The 18,370-nt window shown below is 55.1% G+C and carries 25 protein-coding genes and 1 pseudogene; 10 read left to right on the plus strand and 16 right to left on the minus strand.

All coding sequences use genetic code 11. The features are described from left to right. The 7 genes and pseudogenes from ACRXB1_RS11735 to ACRXB1_RS11765 all read left to right on the plus strand — a co-directional run. Positions 1-400 (plus strand): annotated as a pseudogene (locus tag ACRXB1_RS11735) (IS21 family transposase); the annotation flags it as partial. Positions 401-412: 12 nt separating this feature from the next. After that, positions 413-1,180 carry an IS21-like element helper ATPase IstB gene (istB, locus tag ACRXB1_RS11740; protein ID WP_062174797.1) on the plus strand — a complete coding sequence of 256 codons (768 nt, stop codon included), beginning with the start codon at positions 413-415 and terminating at the stop codon, positions 1,178-1,180. Between the two features lie 751 nt (positions 1,181-1,931). Further along, a complete protein-coding gene (gene ligD / locus ACRXB1_RS11745; RefSeq protein ID WP_449492122.1) occupies positions 1,932-2,510 on the plus strand; it encodes a non-homologous end-joining DNA ligase LigD in 579 nt (192 codons plus the stop codon). 19 nt (positions 2,511-2,529) lie between these two features. Then, on the plus strand, positions 2,530-2,955 hold the full coding sequence (locus ACRXB1_RS11750; RefSeq protein ID WP_449492101.1) for a hypothetical protein: 426 nt from the start codon (positions 2,530-2,532) through the stop codon (positions 2,953-2,955). A gap of 53 nt (positions 2,956-3,008) precedes the next feature. Continuing rightward, complete coding sequence (gene xth / locus ACRXB1_RS11755; RefSeq protein WP_449492102.1) at positions 3,009-3,824, plus strand: exodeoxyribonuclease III; 816 nt, start codon at positions 3,009-3,011, stop codon at positions 3,822-3,824. A 190-nt stretch (positions 3,825-4,014) separates the two neighbouring features. After that, a complete protein-coding gene (locus ACRXB1_RS11760; RefSeq protein WP_449492103.1) occupies positions 4,015-4,470 on the plus strand; it encodes a hypothetical protein in 456 nt (151 codons plus the stop codon). A gap of 92 nt (positions 4,471-4,562) precedes the next feature. Next, entirely contained in the window at positions 4,563-4,943 is a 381-nt protein-coding gene (locus ACRXB1_RS11765) for a hypothetical protein (RefSeq protein ID WP_449492104.1), read from the plus strand. A gap of 205 nt (positions 4,944-5,148) precedes the next feature. On the opposite strand, the gene ACRXB1_RS11770 is transcribed toward ACRXB1_RS11765, so the two are convergent. Both ACRXB1_RS11770 and flhD read right to left on the minus strand, forming a co-directional pair. Then, a complete protein-coding gene (locus ACRXB1_RS11770) occupies positions 5,149-5,373 on the minus strand; it encodes a hypothetical protein (protein ID WP_156393278.1) in 225 nt (74 codons plus the stop codon). A gap of 66 nt (positions 5,374-5,439) precedes the next feature. Beyond that, on the minus strand, positions 5,440-5,739 hold the full coding sequence (gene flhD / locus ACRXB1_RS11775) for a flagellar transcriptional regulator FlhD (protein ID WP_449492105.1): 300 nt from the start codon (positions 5,737-5,739) through the stop codon (positions 5,440-5,442). Positions 5,740-6,005: 266 nt separating this feature from the next. Between flhD and ACRXB1_RS11780 the strand changes: the two genes are divergently transcribed. Further along, entirely contained in the window at positions 6,006-6,326 is a 321-nt protein-coding gene (locus tag ACRXB1_RS11780; protein ID WP_449492106.1) for a hypothetical protein, read from the plus strand. Here ACRXB1_RS11780 and ACRXB1_RS11785 read toward each other — a convergent pair. Continuing rightward, a complete protein-coding gene (locus ACRXB1_RS11785; protein ID WP_449492107.1) occupies positions 6,323-6,991 on the minus strand; it encodes an SOS response-associated peptidase in 669 nt (222 codons plus the stop codon). The genes ACRXB1_RS11780 and ACRXB1_RS11785 overlap by 4 nt on opposite strands. Before the next feature lie 448 nt (positions 6,992-7,439). Between ACRXB1_RS11785 and ACRXB1_RS11790 the strand changes: the two genes are divergently transcribed. Further along, the gene (locus ACRXB1_RS11790) at positions 7,440-8,906 is read left to right on the plus strand and encodes a UvrD-helicase domain-containing protein (protein WP_449492108.1); all 1,467 of its coding nucleotides are present in this window, start codon (positions 7,440-7,442) and stop codon (positions 8,904-8,906) included. 236 nt (positions 8,907-9,142) lie between these two features. Further along, positions 9,143-10,063, plus strand: a complete 921-nt coding sequence (locus ACRXB1_RS11795) for a hypothetical protein (RefSeq protein ID WP_449492109.1) — start codon at positions 9,143-9,145, stop codon at positions 10,061-10,063. A 153-nt stretch (positions 10,064-10,216) separates the two neighbouring features. On the opposite strand, the gene ACRXB1_RS11800 is transcribed toward ACRXB1_RS11795, so the two are convergent. From ACRXB1_RS11800 to ACRXB1_RS11860, 13 genes are all read right to left on the minus strand, one after another. Further along, positions 10,217-10,828, minus strand: a complete 612-nt coding sequence (locus tag ACRXB1_RS11800) for a hypothetical protein (protein WP_449492110.1) — start codon at positions 10,826-10,828, stop codon at positions 10,217-10,219. Positions 10,829-10,942: 114 nt separating this feature from the next. Continuing rightward, complete coding sequence (locus ACRXB1_RS11805; protein WP_449492111.1) at positions 10,943-11,221, minus strand: H-NS histone family protein; 279 nt, start codon at positions 11,219-11,221, stop codon at positions 10,943-10,945. 850 nt (positions 11,222-12,071) lie between these two features. Next, the gene (locus ACRXB1_RS11810) at positions 12,072-12,266 is read right to left on the minus strand and encodes a YqaE/Pmp3 family membrane protein (protein WP_449492112.1); all 195 of its coding nucleotides are present in this window, start codon (positions 12,264-12,266) and stop codon (positions 12,072-12,074) included. A 91-nt stretch (positions 12,267-12,357) separates the two neighbouring features. Further along, positions 12,358-12,540 (minus strand): hypothetical protein, encoded by a 183-nt coding sequence (locus tag ACRXB1_RS11815; protein WP_449492113.1) that lies wholly within the window; start codon positions 12,538-12,540, stop codon positions 12,358-12,360. Between the two features lie 239 nt (positions 12,541-12,779). Beyond that, positions 12,780-13,307 carry a hypothetical protein gene (locus tag ACRXB1_RS11820; protein ID WP_449492114.1) on the minus strand — a complete coding sequence of 176 codons (528 nt, stop codon included), beginning with the start codon at positions 13,305-13,307 and terminating at the stop codon, positions 12,780-12,782. A gap of 15 nt (positions 13,308-13,322) precedes the next feature. Continuing rightward, a complete protein-coding gene (locus ACRXB1_RS11825) occupies positions 13,323-13,757 on the minus strand; it encodes a hypothetical protein (protein WP_449492115.1) in 435 nt (144 codons plus the stop codon). 23 nt (positions 13,758-13,780) lie between these two features. After that, complete coding sequence (locus ACRXB1_RS11830; RefSeq protein ID WP_449492116.1) at positions 13,781-14,254, minus strand: hypothetical protein; 474 nt, start codon at positions 14,252-14,254, stop codon at positions 13,781-13,783. A 179-nt stretch (positions 14,255-14,433) separates the two neighbouring features. Beyond that, complete coding sequence (locus tag ACRXB1_RS11835) at positions 14,434-14,661, minus strand: hypothetical protein (RefSeq protein ID WP_449492117.1); 228 nt, start codon at positions 14,659-14,661, stop codon at positions 14,434-14,436. A 582-nt stretch (positions 14,662-15,243) separates the two neighbouring features. After that, a complete protein-coding gene (locus ACRXB1_RS11840) occupies positions 15,244-15,366 on the minus strand; it encodes a hypothetical protein (protein ID WP_449492118.1) in 123 nt (40 codons plus the stop codon). A gap of 13 nt (positions 15,367-15,379) precedes the next feature. Then, complete coding sequence (locus ACRXB1_RS11845; RefSeq protein WP_449492119.1) at positions 15,380-15,502, minus strand: hypothetical protein; 123 nt, start codon at positions 15,500-15,502, stop codon at positions 15,380-15,382. A 779-nt stretch (positions 15,503-16,281) separates the two neighbouring features. Further along, on the minus strand, positions 16,282-16,572 hold the full coding sequence (locus tag ACRXB1_RS11850; RefSeq protein ID WP_449492120.1) for a DUF2471 family protein: 291 nt from the start codon (positions 16,570-16,572) through the stop codon (positions 16,282-16,284). Positions 16,573-16,582: 10 nt separating this feature from the next. Next, positions 16,583-17,020, minus strand: coding sequence for a DUF29 domain-containing protein (locus ACRXB1_RS11855; RefSeq protein WP_062175002.1), 438 nt, complete (start codon positions 17,018-17,020; stop codon positions 16,583-16,585). A 404-nt stretch (positions 17,021-17,424) separates the two neighbouring features. Then, complete coding sequence (locus tag ACRXB1_RS11860; protein WP_449492121.1) at positions 17,425-18,108, minus strand: tyrosine-type recombinase/integrase; 684 nt, start codon at positions 18,106-18,108, stop codon at positions 17,425-17,427. Between the last annotated feature and the right edge of the window lie 262 nt (positions 18,109-18,370).

Here is an 18,370-nt window from a genome sequence, read left to right on the forward strand (position 1 = left end):
TAGCCACGCCCGCAACGACCGCGCGGGAGGCTACACGACCGTCGTAGAGCACATGCCGGCGGCACACCGCGCCCATCTCGAATGGACACCGCAGCGTCTTATTCACTGGGGCCAACAGATTGGCGGAGCGACTGGCGCGCTAGTTACTCGGCTTCTCCAAGAGCAACGTCATCCCGAGCACGGTTATCGGGCCTGCCTTGGACTGCTCTCACTCTCCCGTCGCTATGGCCCCGAGCGTCTGGAAGCGGCGTGCGCATTGGCACTCGAACTGGGCGTACACCGATACCGCCACGTGCGCGACATCCTGATCAACAACCGTGACCGAGCCGCAGCAACAACGCCGGTTGAATGGATCAGCCCAAGCCACGCCCATGTGCGCGGCCCCAGCTATTACCAATAAAGAGAACCCACCATGATGATGCAACAGACCTTGACGCAACTGCGCACTTTGAAGCTCGATGGCTTTGCCGACGGCTTGGAACAGCAATTGACGCAGCCCGGCACGGCGACTCTCAGTTTCGAGGAACGCTTGTCATTGTTGGTCGACCGGGAAGCAAGCTGGCGCGATGATCGCCGTCGCACCCGACTGCTTAAGCAAGCGCGCCTGAAGTATCCGCAAGCCGCCATTGAAGATCTGGACACTCGCGCAGGTCGAGGGATCGACCCGCGTTCGCTCACAAGCCTGGCTCTGGGCGACTGGGTTGAGGCCGGATACAGCCTGCTCATTAGCGGCGCGACCGGCGCCGGTAAGTCATGGCTCGCCTGCGCCTTGGCGCAGTATGCCTGCCGACGCGGACACTCCGCGCTGTATCTGCGCGTGCCGCGGTTGGGCGAGGAACTACGCGTTCTGCACGGCAACGGCGGCTTCACCAAATGGCTGCTGCAGGTTGCTCGCACTGATGTTCTCTTGCTGGACGATTGGGGAATGGCTCCGCTCGATGCAATGGTTCGAAATGATTTACTCGAGATGATCGACGACCGTTCTGCCGGCAAGGCCACAATCGTAACCAGCCAGCTTCCGATCGAACACTGGCATGGCTGGATAGGCGACGAGACCATCGCCGACGCAATGCTTGATCGCCTCATGCACCGTCACCACCGCATCAAACTCACAGGCGAATCTCTAAGAAAGCCGCCTCCGAAGTCCAGCGTATTTGAACCAGAACTCGACCAAAACTAGGGAGGAACTCTACAATCGAAACCGCGCAACGCCCAACCTCGCCAAATCGGTCACGTTCCCGAAATCAGCGGTCACGTTCACCGAAATACGCAATTTGGGAAGTCGTGTTACCACGGTCGGCGCTACCGGAGTCCGTCCACGCGACTGACTACGGTGAGCATCACCGCTGGGAAAGCGTCTGATCTTCGGTCCGGCTAGCCATCGACCAAGCGGACTCCGAAACATGTCGTACTTTTCGCCCCATAGATAAAAGAATTCGGCAACCTTGATTCTCAGAGCAATGGTAGCGCTGCTGAGACAGCGCGTTGGCGACACCTGTCCCAAGTTCATAAGCTCGTTTCGATAGGCCTTGAGTAAGACCTCCGTCGCGTCTCGTACGTCAAACCGGCGTTCACGTAAATATCGCAGCCAGGGCAGAAGCGCCTCGCTGTAAGTTCTTACTCCGTCGCCAGTAGTGCTGTGCGAGGAAAGGGCTTGATGTGCCAAGTAAAGCGTTGGCTCCCAGAGAATCTTCGATCCATCAACGATGATGGCAACGGTGGGAACATCGAAGAGCAAAAACCCGCGGTTCGTTGGCAAATTGAGCTGAAGAAGTTGATGGACGCGATCCGGCGCTTCAAAGTCTTCACGTGGTCTAATTAGGACAGAGCGAAGCATGGGAGTCCTTTCTTAACAGCGCGTTTCGGCAAGGATTCACATTACACCGATTTAGCGAAGACCACGCCGTACATACACAAAAGCGTACCTAATCATCGAGCTTCACAGTTGGAATGCCGTGCAACCGGACCTAGAGCATCCTGACCGATTCGTACTCGATTTGGATCCCGATCCCAGCCTCTCGTGGAAGACGATGACCGAGGCCGCTCAGTTGGCCAAGGTGCTGCTCGATGAGGTTGGACTGAAGTCTTTTATCAAAACCAGCGGTGGCAAGGGTTATCACATCGTCATTCCGCTTACGCGGCGCCAAGGGTGGGATGAAGTGAAAACCTTTTCGCAAGGCATCGCCCGGCACATGGCCAAGGTGATGCCCGATCGGTTTTCAGCGGTGCTGGGTCCAAAGAACCGTGTTGAAAAAATCTTCATCGACTACCTGCGGAACAGCAAAGGCGCGAGTACGGTCGCGGCATTCTCCGCGCGCGCCCGCTCCGGCATGGGCGTCTCGATGCCGATCGCGTGGGAAGAACTCCCAGAGATCAAGGCGGCCGACCAATGGACTATTCACAGCGCGATCAAACGCCAGCGAACCTTGGGCGCCGACCCGTGGCAAGGATACGCGCGCTGTCGGCAGGGATTGACCGTCGCCATGAAAAGAGCGATCGACCTTAAGTAGCATCACAAACGGAGAAACGATGGACGATGGCATCGAGAGACGCGCCCTGCTGCTGCATTTGGGCGACGTACTGGAAGCATCTGCGTGCGTGATGAAATGCGCAAACCGGTTCAACACCGTTGGTGAAGCAGTCGGGCAAGAGGAATCCCTGATGAGCTTTACCATCCTCCGCATGGTCGACGCGGAAATCACGCCGTACGAGTTTGCGAAACGAGCAGCGAGCGCGTTCTTCCTTTGGCCGAAACTGCTGCTTGATGAATCGGTCAACCGACCGTTGCTCGCGAACCTTGTACAGCACGATCTCTTCCACGGAAATCAAAGCGGCTGGGAAAGCTATGTCTCCGAGCTCCGACATCAAGTACCGTGGTTTGCTGACGGATTGGACCAGGTTCCTGAGGGGCCGTCCGAGCAAAGCGTTGCGGTGTGGCCACCCACTGCGCATTGATCTAATGTTGGCAGTCGCCCGAATGTCACGATCCGTTTTAGGAGACAGCGAACATGCCGAAACTAAAGATCGCTACGTTCAACATCAACGGAGTTCGCTCGCGCCTTCCATCGTTGCTAACATGGTTGGCCGAGGCGTCGCCCGACATCGTCTGCCTGCAGGAGCTGAAGGCTGTCGGTTCCGCGTTTCCTATCAAGGCGATCAACGACGCCGGCTACGGCGCGATATGGCACGGGCAAAGCGCTTGGAATGGCGTTGCGATCTTGAGCAAGGGTTCGGATCCCATCGAAAGTCGCCGAGGCCTGCCCGGTGATCGCGCTGACAAGCAAAGCCGCTATATCGAAGCGGCTGTCTCGGGAATTTTGGTTGGTTGTCTCTACCTGCCAAACGGCAATCCGCAGCCAGGTCCCAAGTTTGACTACAAGCTTGCGTGGTTCGAACGGCTGATCGAATACGCGCAGTATCTGATGGATAGCGGTCACCCCGTTGTGCTCGCCGGCGACTACAACGTCGTCCCTGCGGACGAGGATATTTATAACCCGCGCTCTTGGCGCGGCAACGCTTTGCTACAACCCGAGAGCCGTGGTTGCTTCAAGCGCCTCGTGGATCAAGGATGGACAGACGCGCTCCGTAGCGTGTACGGGGATGAGCGAATTTATACGTACTGGGACTATGTCCGCCGGCACCGCGGGCCGAATTTCGGTCTAAGGATTGATCATCTTCTGCTTAGTCCGGCGCTTGCCTCGCGCCTCGCTAACGCATCTGTCGACGCGTGGGTCCGCGACCTTCCGAACGCCAGCGACCACGGCCCGACCTGGATCGAGATCTCGCCTCAGAAAACTGCACGGAAGATTAAAACCCCAAAATAAAATTGTCGTTCGGGGAACCCAGAGCACCTATCTAGGAGCTTGAGGAAGCGGATTCCGAAGGCATTCGTGCACTTGACGAGAGGAGGATGCGATGGTGGTGACCGCTCCGTTGCCTTGGCTTTGATTGGCCATGAGTAGCTTGAGTTGTGCGTCTGACATTTGGGTCTTACGCATAACCGAAGGGCAAATCATGACCTATCAAGGAAGCTTTATCGACCTGATCTACCCCCAGATCGACCGTACTCCTGCTGTCGCTCGTTACCGGATTGCATTTTTCCACGACGGGACAGACATGCACGCGGTCATTCATCTCGATCGTTTTGGGAACCCTTCGCCGTCTTCGCAGACAATCCATGCTGCCATCGACGCCGCACTCAATAAGATCATCGAGATTCATTTCATCGGTGTTCGCATGGATCACGTGCATTTGGTCGTTGAGGCAGACGACGGCGTCTTCGAATATCCGATCGATTTCGACGCGAACGAGTTCCACCAACGCGGCAACGCTTCCGCTCTTCAAGGCTCAGGAAAAACCCAGGCAGTGAGCATCGACAGCAAGGACGTCGTTGGGGGCTCGGTTGGCTTTTTCACGTTGCGTGGGAAGCGTCAGGCCTTGAGCCAGGCCGTTGAGAACGCTTTGCGATAATTGACGCCATGTAAACCGTCCGCGCCATCTCGGTGACGCGGACGGACCAGCGGCGATTCACTTCGCCGCTTTCACAACAAGGAAGGTTTGCGATGAAGCAATGCGTTGTTACCGTCGAAGTCATGACGGCCGAATGGGACCTTGTGCAGGTGTTCCAGAAGAGTCTGCAGCATGGTATTGCCAAGGGGAAAATCGAAGCAGCCGCCATGGATCCGCGCGCGATCGCGGAATTGGACGCTGTTAACCCGTGGGATTTGGCAATCACCGTCTGGAATGACGTCGAAGACGAAGATCGGTATCTCGCGGTATATTTCCCCGCCAGCACTGCCTGTCAGGCGATTGCTAAGCACTTTCAAATTGACGCGGGATTGTTGCGGCGAGCGACGACGCCGGCAGAAGTCCACCGCCTGTGTTCTGAGCAGGAACGCCACTATGCGAAAGCAATGCAAGCCTTGGGTTTGCACAAAGCCTAAACTTTTCAGTGATTGACCGTGAATTTTTTGTACGAAAAGGCCAGCATTGAAGCGTCGCCCCAAATCACCGCTACGGGATTCCGGGCGCGCGCTCGACTCAAGCGCATTGGCGCGGACGATACACTCGAGCAGGAAAAGTACGCGCCGGACTTAGGAAATTTTCCAACCTCGGACGAGGCGGTGGACTGTGCTCGGCAGTGGGCTATCACCTACTACGATCAACACTGGTCTTGATTGCCTCGGCTGTTAAGACCCGTTCGACGTCTTTAGCAAATTCGAGCGCGATTGTTTCCCAATCGGGCGAATCAACCGGCAGATCTCGGGGTATGGTCTTTCCCTGTGCAATGCGAATTGCGACGACAGTTTCAGCGAGAGCGGTCGCCTGCGCGGTTAGCTCGGCATCACCAAACAATGGCAACTCACTGTCCATTCCATCCCCGCTTAGTGCCCCGCCACCCACGAATCAAATCACGCAGAACCCCATATTCTCAGGGGCTTAGTGGGCGAATTCCAACATTGATTCCGTAGGCACCGCTTTCATCTGATCGTCGGCCCGAGACAAGGATGACAGCATAGACTGATCATCGAACCGGAAAGCGCACAGCAAGTGCGGCGCTGTTGCAAGCTTCACGATTTGTGCCATCGTCAAATTAACGAGGATATCGGCCACCTGGCCTGACAGGCCAAGTCGAGCCTCGCCTACCGAACGGTCCAAGCGCAGCATTTTTTGCGCGAGCAGAACGTACGAGAGGTTAATTTCTCGAATGGAATCAGCAGAATCATTTCCGGAGTTCATGTCCTCACCTTTCACTTTCAGATCAGCCTGGGCATACCGGCAACTTTACCGGTATCTCGTTACATCTCGTAACATAGCCCATTCTCCGTTCCGTCTGATCTATACGCAATAGCGCTGAAAAATATATCTTATTAAGCGAACCCTTAAGCGGTATGTATTGCTGGATGTGCGCCGGCCTCGTAGACATTCCGTGGATTTCAGATGCTGCGTCTATTCACATCCGCATGTCGCTATACTGTTCATCCATACAGGTTTTTGGTGCCGTCATGCCTAAGAAGCTTCCCCACTTTGCTGCGGTCGATTTAAAGGAAATGCGCCGCTTCTGGAAGCAATACCGCGGCAACGAGGACATCGAGCGGCTGCTGCTTGAGATCCAGCACAACCGCAACCTCATCAACGAGCTCGAGGACTATTTCCAGACCATCCTCAAGGTGTGGCAGGCCGAAGGGCGCGGCCAGCTTGTTGCGATGGAAAAGACGCGTCTGCTCTACGTGATGGAGCGCTCGCGATTTGGCAATCTCCAAGGGCTGCATGTCCCGACCAATCGCCGCGGGGAGGACGACCCCGAGGCGATGGAGATGGTCTAGCCTTGGTCGATGGGCTCATTGAACGCCGGCTCGTCGTTGCCGGCCTTGTTCACGCCTTTGCTTACGCGAAACCATTTAAACGCCTCCACTGGCGTGGCGACAGTGTTGGCCAGATAGTTCGCCTCTTCAAAGGTGGTCTTTGGGTCCAGCCATTCTTTCGCTTCCTCGGCCGTAAGCACTAGCGGCCGACGATCGTGAATGTCGAGCATGCCTGCGTCCGAGGCGTCAGTCACGATTACAAAGCCATCGCCGTCGTGGTATTCGCCTCCGGGCGGGATGGTTGAGAGCCCGGCGAAGAACAAAGGCTTGCCATCAAGCGGCTGGATGAAATACGGCTGCTTGGCGCCCTCCTCGAGCACCCACTCATACCACCCGTCGGCCGGCACAATCACGCGGCTGCTTTTCCACATGCGCTTCCAGGCTGAACTGTTTGCTTTGTCGAGCCGTGCGTTGATCATCATGGGCATTTTTCGCGAAACAGCCCAAGCTGGACGCCATCCCCAGTGTTCAAGCTTCGGCCCGTCAGGGAAGATCACTGCTTGTTTGGTGCCCGGGCCTACGTTCCAGCTCGGGCGAAAAGGGTCGGCTTCCGGATAAATTGTGTCGGGCATGAGCGGCACAACATACTCGAGGCCGCGACGAGCGCGTGAAAAACGACCGCACATAGGGCATCCTTAAACCGAGTGAATCAAAAAGTTTGTCAGCTGAAACACAAAAGTTGGGAGCGCGGCCAACGAGGCGCGACTTCAACAGCATGCTCGCTGCTGCACTTGTCATCTTCATTGTCGCCCAATCGGGACTGCCTAGCTGACGGTACCGGAGCAATTGAAACGCCCGATCGTGTTACGTTGTTCGGGGGAGATGAGACGTAAGCTCATACCGCATTGCCAAAGGTTAGCGTGAGGTTTCACTCGCGTTTGACGTTCATGGTACCGCGTGTCAAAGACCGCAACGCGCCGCGGTGTAGGTCGCGCCAATCCCATGTCACTACCGAGCTACGGTTCCGGGAACGTTCCGCAGTGCAATTTTGCTGGGAAACGCAGTGGGAACCTCCCGCTAAGCGACCCCGGTCCAGGCAGCTATCCTAAACTTCCGCCCTTCCGAATTTGCTCAATGCCGTCATTATTTAAGCCCACACTCGAACAAATTGCCGTCGTCGACGCGGTTCGAACGGGCAACGATCTCAAGATCAAGGCATACGCGGGCGCCGGGAAAACCTCTACCCTTAGATTGATCGCCCAAGAGCTTTCAAGTCGGCGCGGCAGCTACCTCGCGTTCAACAAAGAGATCGCCGATCACGCCCGACTTGGATTTCCTGCAAATGTCAGTGCTCGAACGGTTCACTCCCTCGCCTACTCATCTGTTCCTTCGCGCCTCAGGGCGCGGGTGAATCTTCCAGCGGAAGCGCCCCACGAATTAGCCATGCGGTATGGCCTTAACGCCGTCGAAGCCGAGTTGATCATCGGCAAAATGGCCGAGATCACGCCATTTGAGATTGGCAGAATGATCACTGACGGGCTTGGTCGATTCTGTCGATCTCCCGAACCGCAACCGGCGCCATTTCACATTCCCGTCGACGAGAAGGTCCACGACCAGGCTGCACGTTCTCTACGCGAGTTTTTGCTTCCGAGCGTCGTGCGTTTATGGAACGAAAGCATCGATCCTCGCGGCCGCAGCGCGATCATCCCTGACGTATATTTAAAAGTGTGGGCAGAAACGAAACCCCGAATTGACTCAGACTTCATCCTGTTTGACGAGGCCCAGGACAGCGACGGCGTCATGCTTGCAACGCTGGGTATCCAAGACCATGCCCAAATCATCTACGTCGGCGATCCTTACCAGCAGATCTATGAATGGCGCGGCGCCGTCAACGCAATGTCCCAGATCAACGCGACAGAGTGCACCCTGACCGAATCGTTCCGATTTGGAGAAACATTCGCAGCGCTGGCCAGTCGGATCCTGTCTCTTCTCGGTGAAAAGACGCCTATACGCGGCCAAGGCACGATCGGGTCGATCTTGGTGGAGGACCCAAGCGTCTCTCCGCCCGTGGACGCAATTCTGTGCCGAAAGAACGTCACGGCAATCTGGCAACTCGCGGCGGGCGTTGAGTCAGGCCACAAGCCAGCAATCCGAATGAGCCCCTCTGAAATCACTGCTTTCGCCGATGGCGCGGATCTTCTGCTCGATGGACGGAGAGCATACAAGCCTTCAGTCTTTGCGCTTTTTGAATCGTGGAAGGAGGTCCAGTCGTTTGCGCAGAGCGCAGTAGGGCGTGATCTGCTGCCTATTGTCAGGATTGTCGATGAACTCGGGACAGAGTATCTCCGGTCACTTGGACGACGGATCACACCAGAGGCGAATGCCGACTATGTCATCTCGACCGTGCACCGAGCGAAGGGTCTGCAATGGAAGCGCGTGAAGGTAACGAACGATTTCCGGTTTAAAAACATTGATGGGCGGCTCACGCTCGAGGAGGACGAAATGCGTCTGCTATATGTAGCCTTGACTCGCGCGCAGCACGTCATGGATGTTTCTGAATTGCGCGAAGATTTACTTCGGATATTTAAGACCGGTAGATAACCGCCGCCGCTCCCTTTGCATCGGATACGCGTGCGCGAAACAGTATCGTCCAGTCCGACTAACGGAAAATCTCAGACCAAGAGCACGCTGAACATTCAAACGTCCAGCTTTTGTGCGCGTTTCAGGAAAAGAGGCTAGAAAGCGAGCGTCTTTTGAACCTTGACTATTACAAGGCTCCAGTAGGCTGGAAGGTGCTGTGTATTGCACAGTACTTCCCTTTAACAACGAGCCAACGAATGCAACTCTCCGACAAACTACTCGATACACTTAAATCACTCGCTACATTTATCCCACATCTGTTCAGTCTCGCTTGGAAAGCTGTCATCGTGCTAGGTGGCCTAGTGCCGGTCACCTATTGCTATTTTGAAAACATCTTGCCTGACGGTCTAACTACAGGCGACGCATTCTTCCTTGCTTCCGCAGCGATGTCCATCGCAGCGATCGCTATCGTCGGATTAGGCTATGGCGCGTTCGCAACCGTCTGGCTGGTGAAGCTGATTGTGACCATACAGACACGCTGGCGAGCGAGGAAAGGCTTGTCGGCAAACTCGACGTTACACAGCGCAATCAGCAACACGTCATTGTCGGTCATGTCATTTTTAGTAGCAGTACCTTTCGTTGGAATGCTGGTTTACGGACGAGCCGCACCCGATATGAATTTTCGAGGGACACTCTCATTTTTCATCGCGGCCGGCATGCTCATCACGACTATGTTCGGGGTACTCCCGCTCACGGTGGAGCCGCGTGCGCGGCGCTTTACCGCAGGATTTTGTGTGGTCTCCATTTTTGCCTTGCTCGTCCCGACTCACCCCGGGCTTTTGAACCTGGCCATGGTCAACCTTGGCGTACGTTCAGTTCCAGGCGAGATGATCCTTTTCTCCGACTCGGCACACACACAGTTGACTGCGGCCGCGAGGATTAGCGGTCTGCAAGTGTCCTTCTGCAGCGTTCCCGAAACCTCGCAATGGGGCACGCAAGACGTACGCGCCGTGTGGCACGGAATTGGTAACAGCTCCTACTTGAGGCTGCTGGACGAGCCTTCGGATGGCCGTCGAAATGTTTTGATTAGGCTAGACCGCGATACCATCAGTCCGCTGCGCGGGCAAGGAGTCAAGTTCCAGTGCAAGTCCCCTGTAGTCGGAGATCAAACAAAGTAAATCTACCGGGACGCCTGCGCCGACCGACTTGCGCAGGCGAGACATACTGACTTTCTGAGCGGGTTCCATTGCCACACACAAACGGACACGGCCCTTTGAACAGGCCTGCGTTCGGAAGCCAGTGAAATTCGATCTCGGCGCTCCTGTGACAAGCTAGCTCGTGCCTGCGGGCGGTTCGTCCATACACATGCAATCGAGGACGCACATCGGCTCATACGGTACACCAAAGATCTTGCCGAGTCGTTGAACAAACGCCGTCGGCAACGTACCGTCGTATTTGTTCTCTTGGTCGGGGTATGGCACCGCAGGCAAGCCCAACGACGGACGGGCGCTTGCCAGCCAAATCATCGCGTTGTCAAAATGTGGAGCCGTCACAACAAAAGGAAGGATTGCCGGGGGAGGAGCTTTGGAACGCGTCTTAAGCGCATGCAGCGGCGCCCAGGATTTGCTTACGTCGATGACGCTCTCGTGTTCTCGCTTTGCTGCCTGCAGAAGTGCGGTACCGAAATCTTCACAGCGAATCGACCTCCCTCTTCGGCCGTCTTGCCGGACGTGGACGGCAACTTGATCGATAGTGTCGTTGGGCACCTGGATCTCAACGTGGGGACCTGCAGGAAATAGATCTGACAAGGCACGATGCAGCGCGGAGAAATCGACGTTTGAATGATTGACCCACGGTGGTTCTTTCCGTCCCGCAAGCGCATCAGAGAAGTCGGGAGATAACCACAAGCCGCACACAATTTGAAATTCGCTTTGGCGGCGCATGAGAACTCTTTACTCTGAATGTCTTCGATCATAACGATGCTCGACGCCAGCTCTCCCGACGATTGCATAGTTACACGAGAGACGGATACGTTTATCGGGCGGTCGTCAGTTATTTTAGATCGCGAAGGCCGCCCGATCCTTGCCCTTGAGCCACAAGGGTTCCCGTCCCATGCCCGACCAAGTTGCGCCCGTGTCAGGATCGCGGTATTTCGGGCCACTTGCTTTGCGCAGTTTCCGCGTCTTTTTTTCGGAGAATACGTCCTCCATAGTAAAGCCAAATTCGGCGATCTTGGCTTTGATTTCAGCCAACGCGCCTGCTGCTTCGATTTCACGAGCCGCAGCAATTTGACGCTCCAGCTCCGCAGCTTGCGCCAAAAGTTCTTTGTAGTTCAATCCAAATCCTTTTTCAATGCGTATCTCATAATCACTGCGCAGACTTACAGCGAGTGCTGAACGGCCCTTGCAGAGCCGGATATGTCTTCACCCACCCCCGCGATTGTGTTGCAACCCGTCAACGAGACTAAGAGGCTAACCACCGATAGAATCGCTAACCATCTTCCGATCTTGCTCATTTTAAATGCTTCCTTCGCGAATTTCGACCGTTTCTGAACCGTAGCCTGCAACGAATGACACCCCACGCAACGACCTTGTGAGCGTAGCCGGACAGCACCTTCCAAAGCCTGAATTATCGCTCAATGCACCCTTCGGTTGTTGCGGAGCTTATTGCGCGCCGCTTGGCCACTTTGCGTTCGGCGCAAGCGTAGTCCGGTACGTGACTGCCCTCGCAGGCGGCAGAGTTTTTGCGGTCAACGACGATGTGCTAGTCGACGCGGTCATTGAGCTATGACGCTGAACGATAGCTAATGGTGAGAGCTGGGCCGTGGACGTGTCCATTTCGATTTTATCTTCGCGTGCTCATTGCAAGTTCACGGTGACGCAAAACGTTGGCGTTATGTTCGGTGAGATCCCCTTCTTTCGTCTTGACACAGCCAGTAGCGACCGTTGTTCCTTGTGCATTATGTTTGAACACTCTCGGTTTAGAGCCCAACGCCGGCGGCCCCACCCAAGACACAGCGCTCAAAGACGAACTTGATTCGGTTTCACCCATAAATTTTCCCTTCGTTAATTCGCCGGAAGAAACTAGATCGCCGCGAGAGCAGTATTCAGCTCAACGACGCCTCCCGCAAGGACATCGACATGAGCGCGGCGATGTTTGCCGCGCGCTGCGAGAATTGCGGGTAGATTACCCGCGAGCAGCCAACGCGCGTTCAATCTTTTGATCCGTTTTATATTGACTCAGAGCATATGCCGACCAGATCGCAGCAGGGATCCAACCTATGAGGGTAATCTGAAGAAGCAGGCAGATGATTCCGGCAATTGGACGACCAATAGTGAAGAACTGGAGCCAAGGAAGGATAATTGCAAGTAAGAGACGCATTTTTCGGTCCGTGTCAAAAACGCCTATCAAAGGCAGTGGCGATGGTCGTAAGTCAGTGAGACTCGTTATAACGACGAGCTAGCAAAAACCTTTAATCTTTTTCGCGATCGCCTTGTTTTTCTCCGGCTACTTGCGTTCTGCAGGCGAACGCGTGCTCCTCCTCAATGGCTATTCCTCTGTGATCCTTGACAACATATCGTTCCGTAGCCAAGCCAACATCAACTTTTGTAACCGTTCCGCCCCAAGCTATGAGAAAACCTGCCATTTCGGCCATTGCCTCTCTTGCCCTACGGTGGGCAGGTCTAGGCCAGTCTCAGCTAGCGTCATGACAACTTATCCATAGTCTCTTTTCCGTTTCAGTGCGAGAACATCATAACCATCGCGAAAATGAATGCTATTGCGATCACCGCAGCCCAAACCTTCTGCATTCCGGGACTCGATTGATTAATCGCTTCCGCGAGATGACTTTTCCGTCGATATTTTCGCCGAGCCATGTGTCTCTTTGTTTTCCTATCAGTGTGAACCTACAGCCGAAGTCAGGCTGTCAGCCCATCGTATCTTCGCTGCTGCAAACAAGACCTTTCTAAGTTCAATCACCTGCCCGTATAGCACTTCAACCGTATCCGGGTCCAGATACCCGTCCCATGGCGCCTGCATTGCGATCTTCAGTTCGTCGCGGTCAGCAGCGCCCGCATTGCGCACAATAGGCTTGCCATGCGCTAGGCCGTTCCGAATCTCCCTAAGCGTCGATATAGCGCCGAAAGGTTCACGTTCAGGTTGTATCGTGATCCCGAGCGCTTTTGACAACTTCCTAACCTTCACTAGGCTGTGAGCTCGCTCGTTCCAATCGGTCACCTTGCGTGAACCCACAAAACTAATCAAAGCTTCCACTGCAAAGGCCAGGGCGATTAGACAACTAGTGCAGTCCAGCGCGATGCCGTCGTGATCGCCACTCTGAATTTTCGTCCTGATTACTTCACGGTGATAATGCGCTAGATTCAGTAGATCGTTGTGTGGATATTGACGAATGCGAAATGCCATTGTTTTCCCATTTATTCAAGCTCCGGCTTTGGCCGGTACAGCGACTATCTCAACCAGCGTTCCCGGTTTCACGTCCGCGGTGCTCACGCCCCACGTGCGCAGCCCGGCGTTCCAGGCCCCGGTATAGCTTTTGACCTGCCATGACTCATTGACCCAACCGCCATACGCGCCAACCTCACGAGCATATTCAGGAGCGTCATCGATTGATACGACGCGGTCGCTTATCACCAGCGCCATGCCGCTACGCGGCGATACGTCCGTAATGACGAATGAGGTGTGCGAACGCGGCCCGACGAACTTGCCGTCGCCCTGCGTGGCCGCCTTGGACGCATCCGCAAAATCACACGAAATGGCTGATCGCGCGGACAGCGCCCATGTCGGCCCAAGGCAGGGATTATCTGCCGCTTGTGCCGGTGCCAGACCGATAAGCGCCAAAAGTGCCATCAACATAGTGGTCCTAGTCATTTCCGGATTTAATCGTGTATCGATTCGACAGTTATCGCGATTTGATGGCCCGCTAGACTTTCGGTCTTGGCTGTGATGCCGACTGGTAGCAGTGCGTAGGCAGGCAATAATCCATGTCCGAACCCATCCTTATCATCCGAAAAAACGACCACATGGTATGTGAGGCTTACGCGCCCGCTGGCATCAACCCCCTTTGGGACAACCTCCACTCCCACATCGGACGCGCGAACTGCTTGCATCTGACCATCCTCAACGGCGGTCGTGTGCGACTTTCCATCAATCTCGATCCGCAGTATGTAAGTGTGCATCGTCATTGTCGACGCGGCGCGCATACATGCATCGCCACCGTCGCCACCAATCGCTGAAATTTCCTCTCCGCACAGAGCCAACTTCTGTTGTGCATCCAAAGTATGCGCGCTAACCGTCGAGAGACCGAACAACGCAACGATTACAGCCAATCCCCGTTGCCAAATAGCATTCATATACTCTTTTCCGTTCTACTTGCGCTTGCCGACTTTTGCTTGGCAAGTCGTTCAACAGCATCAACAACTCCTGCTTGGCCGATCGACGAAATGCCGCCTGGATGGCCCGATCCCCACAACTTGATCATCCCTTCAGGAATGGACTTACCCGCGCTTAGTCATTGGTCTTTTCCATGCATTCAAAGGCGAGACGGATTTCGCGCCCCAATGGAAAACAGAACGGCGCTGATGTCCGCCATCGGCTCAGGATTCGTAAGCCGGACGACCTCAAGCGCATGATCAAGCCCGCCGTTTTCGACCTCACGCCACTCATGTCCCTGTACCAACAGGCCTTCAGGGCGAGCAATAAAACCGAAAGCCATGCCTTCCTGAGGAACCCTTCCCGTTACAGCGCGATACATGCCCATCTCAGATCGTGCTCCTGCCGCATATTTCGACGGTGTCCGCAAACCAGTTTGTCGACTGTCTGTTCGACGACCTTCATTCCTCGCTCTTCGCATTTATTTGCAAGGCGGTGCTGCGCTTCCGCCAGGGGCACAGACGCCAACATGCCAATAGGTTCCCCGTATGCGCGAGTCGTGATCGTATTTGGAGTCTGCGCGGCGCACCCACACAGCAGAGCAATCGTTGAGAACATCAACGTAATACCCAAACCCCGTGTCATTTTTTCCTCTTCGTTGTGTTGTAGCCTTCCGTTGGGTTCCGACGGACGTTCGGCGCATCGGCGCTTCCCGAATTGCCCGTTTTCCTACTTCTGATTAGAAGCTAGTTCGAGGGCCGTCACCAAAAATGCAGCGCTACGCAGAGCGCCCTTCGGCGTTCGCCATTCACAGACGACGCTATGGGCCATGTCTACCTTTCCATTACCCGACCGCGTACCATGCGCCGCAAGCCCCGCGTCGCCCTTCACCATCATGATCTTGCGCTTGCCTTTTTCACGGACCAGCGCGCCTGATGCAATTGTTCCTTCGCACATCATTATTTTCCGATCACTGCTTATGCTGTGTTTGCAACGCCGTCTCGCCGATGTTGTGTAGGCCGTCAATTGCCGCGCCATAAACGAAATACATTCCTACGACGACCACGGCCGAAAGGATGAGAACTCTGGTCATGTTTTCCGCGTGCTTATTTCGAATATTGTGCTTCGAGCGCACTCAGGTCCTGAGTAACGCTGAAGACATTCGGACGATACTGCTGCGCGAACGCCGCAAAGGTGGCGAGTGCGCGGTCGTCCGGCATGGGGTCCATCAGATACTCCATGCGTTGCAGCGCTTTTGGTCGTGCAAGTCGGAAGCTCGCGACTGACGCACTTTTGGCCCGACTGAGGATTGTTGTCATCTATTTTAGACGTTACAGCCAGCGATTAAGCGTGCTGCGCACTGTCGCGCAACAGCTTCATATCGGGCACGATTTCCGAAAAGCTCTGCGTCGGTGCGGGCCATTGCCCGTTGCATCAATCCAAGGCGGTATGCGTCACTACTCATCATCTTATCCGTGCTTCGTTTAAATGCTGTTCTCGCACCTTCCCGCAGCGGGCACTGGCGATGCCAGAGTAGCGATTAAGGTATAGCCAGAGTATTGCGCAGTTGCGGTCTTCACAAAAATTGCCACAGCAGACTCATTCGTTTCCGCCGTAACAATCCCATGAACGGGCTTTATAACGTCAGTTGTTCCGTTCTTACGCAACACAGCGGAGACCATGAAACGCACGGGTTGACGAACCTGCCATCCAATATGTGCGCCTTGTTCGCTAGCTGCGATGTTCGCTGAACTGCATAAGCTTATTGCAACAACGGCCGACGCGAACCAATACCCTTTAATCATGTTCTTTTCCAATCAAACTTGGGTGTCTGTCATCCAAGTCGGCAAAGGCGTTCTCACGTGATAGTGAGTTGGCATGTCGCCGTGCCAAAGTTTGCCGCCTAGCTCAGCGTGCTTTACCGCATCAAACGTGACGCGCGGGCCGCGACTCGATGCCACGCGGAAGGCTCGTTTTATTCGCTTCAAAATTGTTGTCATCCGTTTTCCTAGCTCACGCGACGCCAAGCATCTTCAATGGCGCCAAAGACGATCGGCACAAAGTCATGGCCTTCGAACGAAGCAGGCCGATCGTCCTTTGGATAGCCCAAGGCAGCCGGCGCGCGGATCATGTCTAAAATCCGCTTGCTATGTTCTCCGGAGTTGGCTACCTCAACCAACACTTCCGATTCTATGGTGTGAAGTAACGCCCACGTCAGAATGCCTTTCGAGCGATGACGCTGCACGACCGCTGGAACCGCGTCCCGAACTGCCGCCTCAGCGGCGAATAACACGTCCATATGCTTTCCGCTATTCGGGATGAAATTCTTGCGAGAGCACGTCATCGACGGCCCATGGCAATGCTTCGGGGAACACATCAAGGTCGAGGCCCGTTTCGTTGCTCGCAATGCTGCGTGCCTTCGACCACACGATATCGAGCCACGCGGCATCGCTGAATTTTCCACGAAGGCTCGGAGCTTCGTCTAAAACGTAGGCTACTTCCTTGCGCTGCGTTCGGATGGTGAATTGCCAACTTTTGCTGCGACGTGAGGGCTGAAATTGCCACTTCAAAAGATGAGCCAAGAGGACCGACATACGGCTTGCCAATTCGCGCTGTTCGCTCTTGCCCACGTCCTCAATCTCCTCTGCGATGTGCTCAACGTCGATGGCGGTCAGCCTGCCCGAACGCAGAAGTTCTGCCTGCTCGTTGGCCCATGCAACGACGTCCTGTTCGTATCTCGTTCCCATGATCGTTCCATATCGAGACAATGGTTAGATTTTAGGTGCACATGTGCACCATGTCAACGCAATTTCGATACTCTCGCTATCGTTTTTCTGGCGTGCTCAAGAACGTTGTCGGGGCATGCTCGTCGCCGTGTGCTGTCAGGTGCCGCGAGGTACGCCTTCCACGTCGACAATGCTACGGGGAACGCTTGCCCCTTGTTGAGAGCCGCAAGTGCATCAGCCTGCGTCATCCCGGCCTGCTCAATAAGCGCGCGCAGCGCGATGCCGTTATCCGAAACCTCGTTCATGGCCTTTACAGATGGTGTACAAGTGCACCAGAATATCATGGGAAAGAGGTGCAAAAACTGCCGTTACGGTTGCAATGCCCGATTGGTTTAACGGCAACAAGTCGGCAAAACTTGATTTATTCAGATGACCTCCTTGATTGCGCGGCGTATTTCGGCATGGGAAACATCGAGATACCGGCTGGTCTGATCGATATCGGCGTGGCCCAATAGCAGACAAACATCGTCGATCGACGCACCATTCAGAAGGCGTTGGGTGGCGAACGTTCGACGCCCACTATGACTGGTCCCTTTCGTTCCCGCCAACTGGTATAGCTTCGACACATACGCTTGCAGTGCGTCCGCCGCCCAGTAATCAGCTTCAATACCGCCCTCGCTTGTCCTGCGCTTCCGACTGAGGGAAAAGGGGTAACCCGTCCTGCTAAGAATCAATGCGAGGCCCGGATTCAACCCCAGGTACGCGGACGAATCAAGCGTCGTGCCGAACTCACGCTTTACGCGATAGTCGAGATACCGCTTTAACGCCTCGATGAGCTTCGCGGATGAGAGATAGATACACCGCTGGCGACAGCCTTTGGTAATTGCCGCACGTAACGAAACTTCGTGGCGAAGCTTGCCGTTCGCGAATAGAACATCGGCAACGGTGATTTGAGCTATTTCGGTGATCCGCATCCCGCACGTAATCCCAAGAAGCAAAATTACCGCGTCACGCTCCGGGTGTCGGCTAGTTGCTTCGGTCACGCGTAAAAGATGGCGAAGCTGACTCGGTGTCAGCACTGCGGCCCGTTTTTGCAGTTTTTTTGGCATAGCTGACCTCTGAACAGAATGTGTTTGCACTTCGTTCAGAGAGAAAAACCGTGAGGCTCTTTTTCGAGGATAGCACCGCGCCCAACCTACCTCGGAAAGTACCTGGAGGCACATGCAGCGCACCTGCGGCTGCCAAAAAAAATCCCCAAGGCAAGCGCCTTGGGGATTGTCGAAAGTTGCTACAAGAACAGCTGAGCAGTTGCTCGCCGTGCTACCTCAAGCGAATCGTCCGCGGCGGCGAACATATCGCCTTGCCGTGTAG

This window comes from Caballeronia sp. M23-90 (assembly GCF_053574605.1).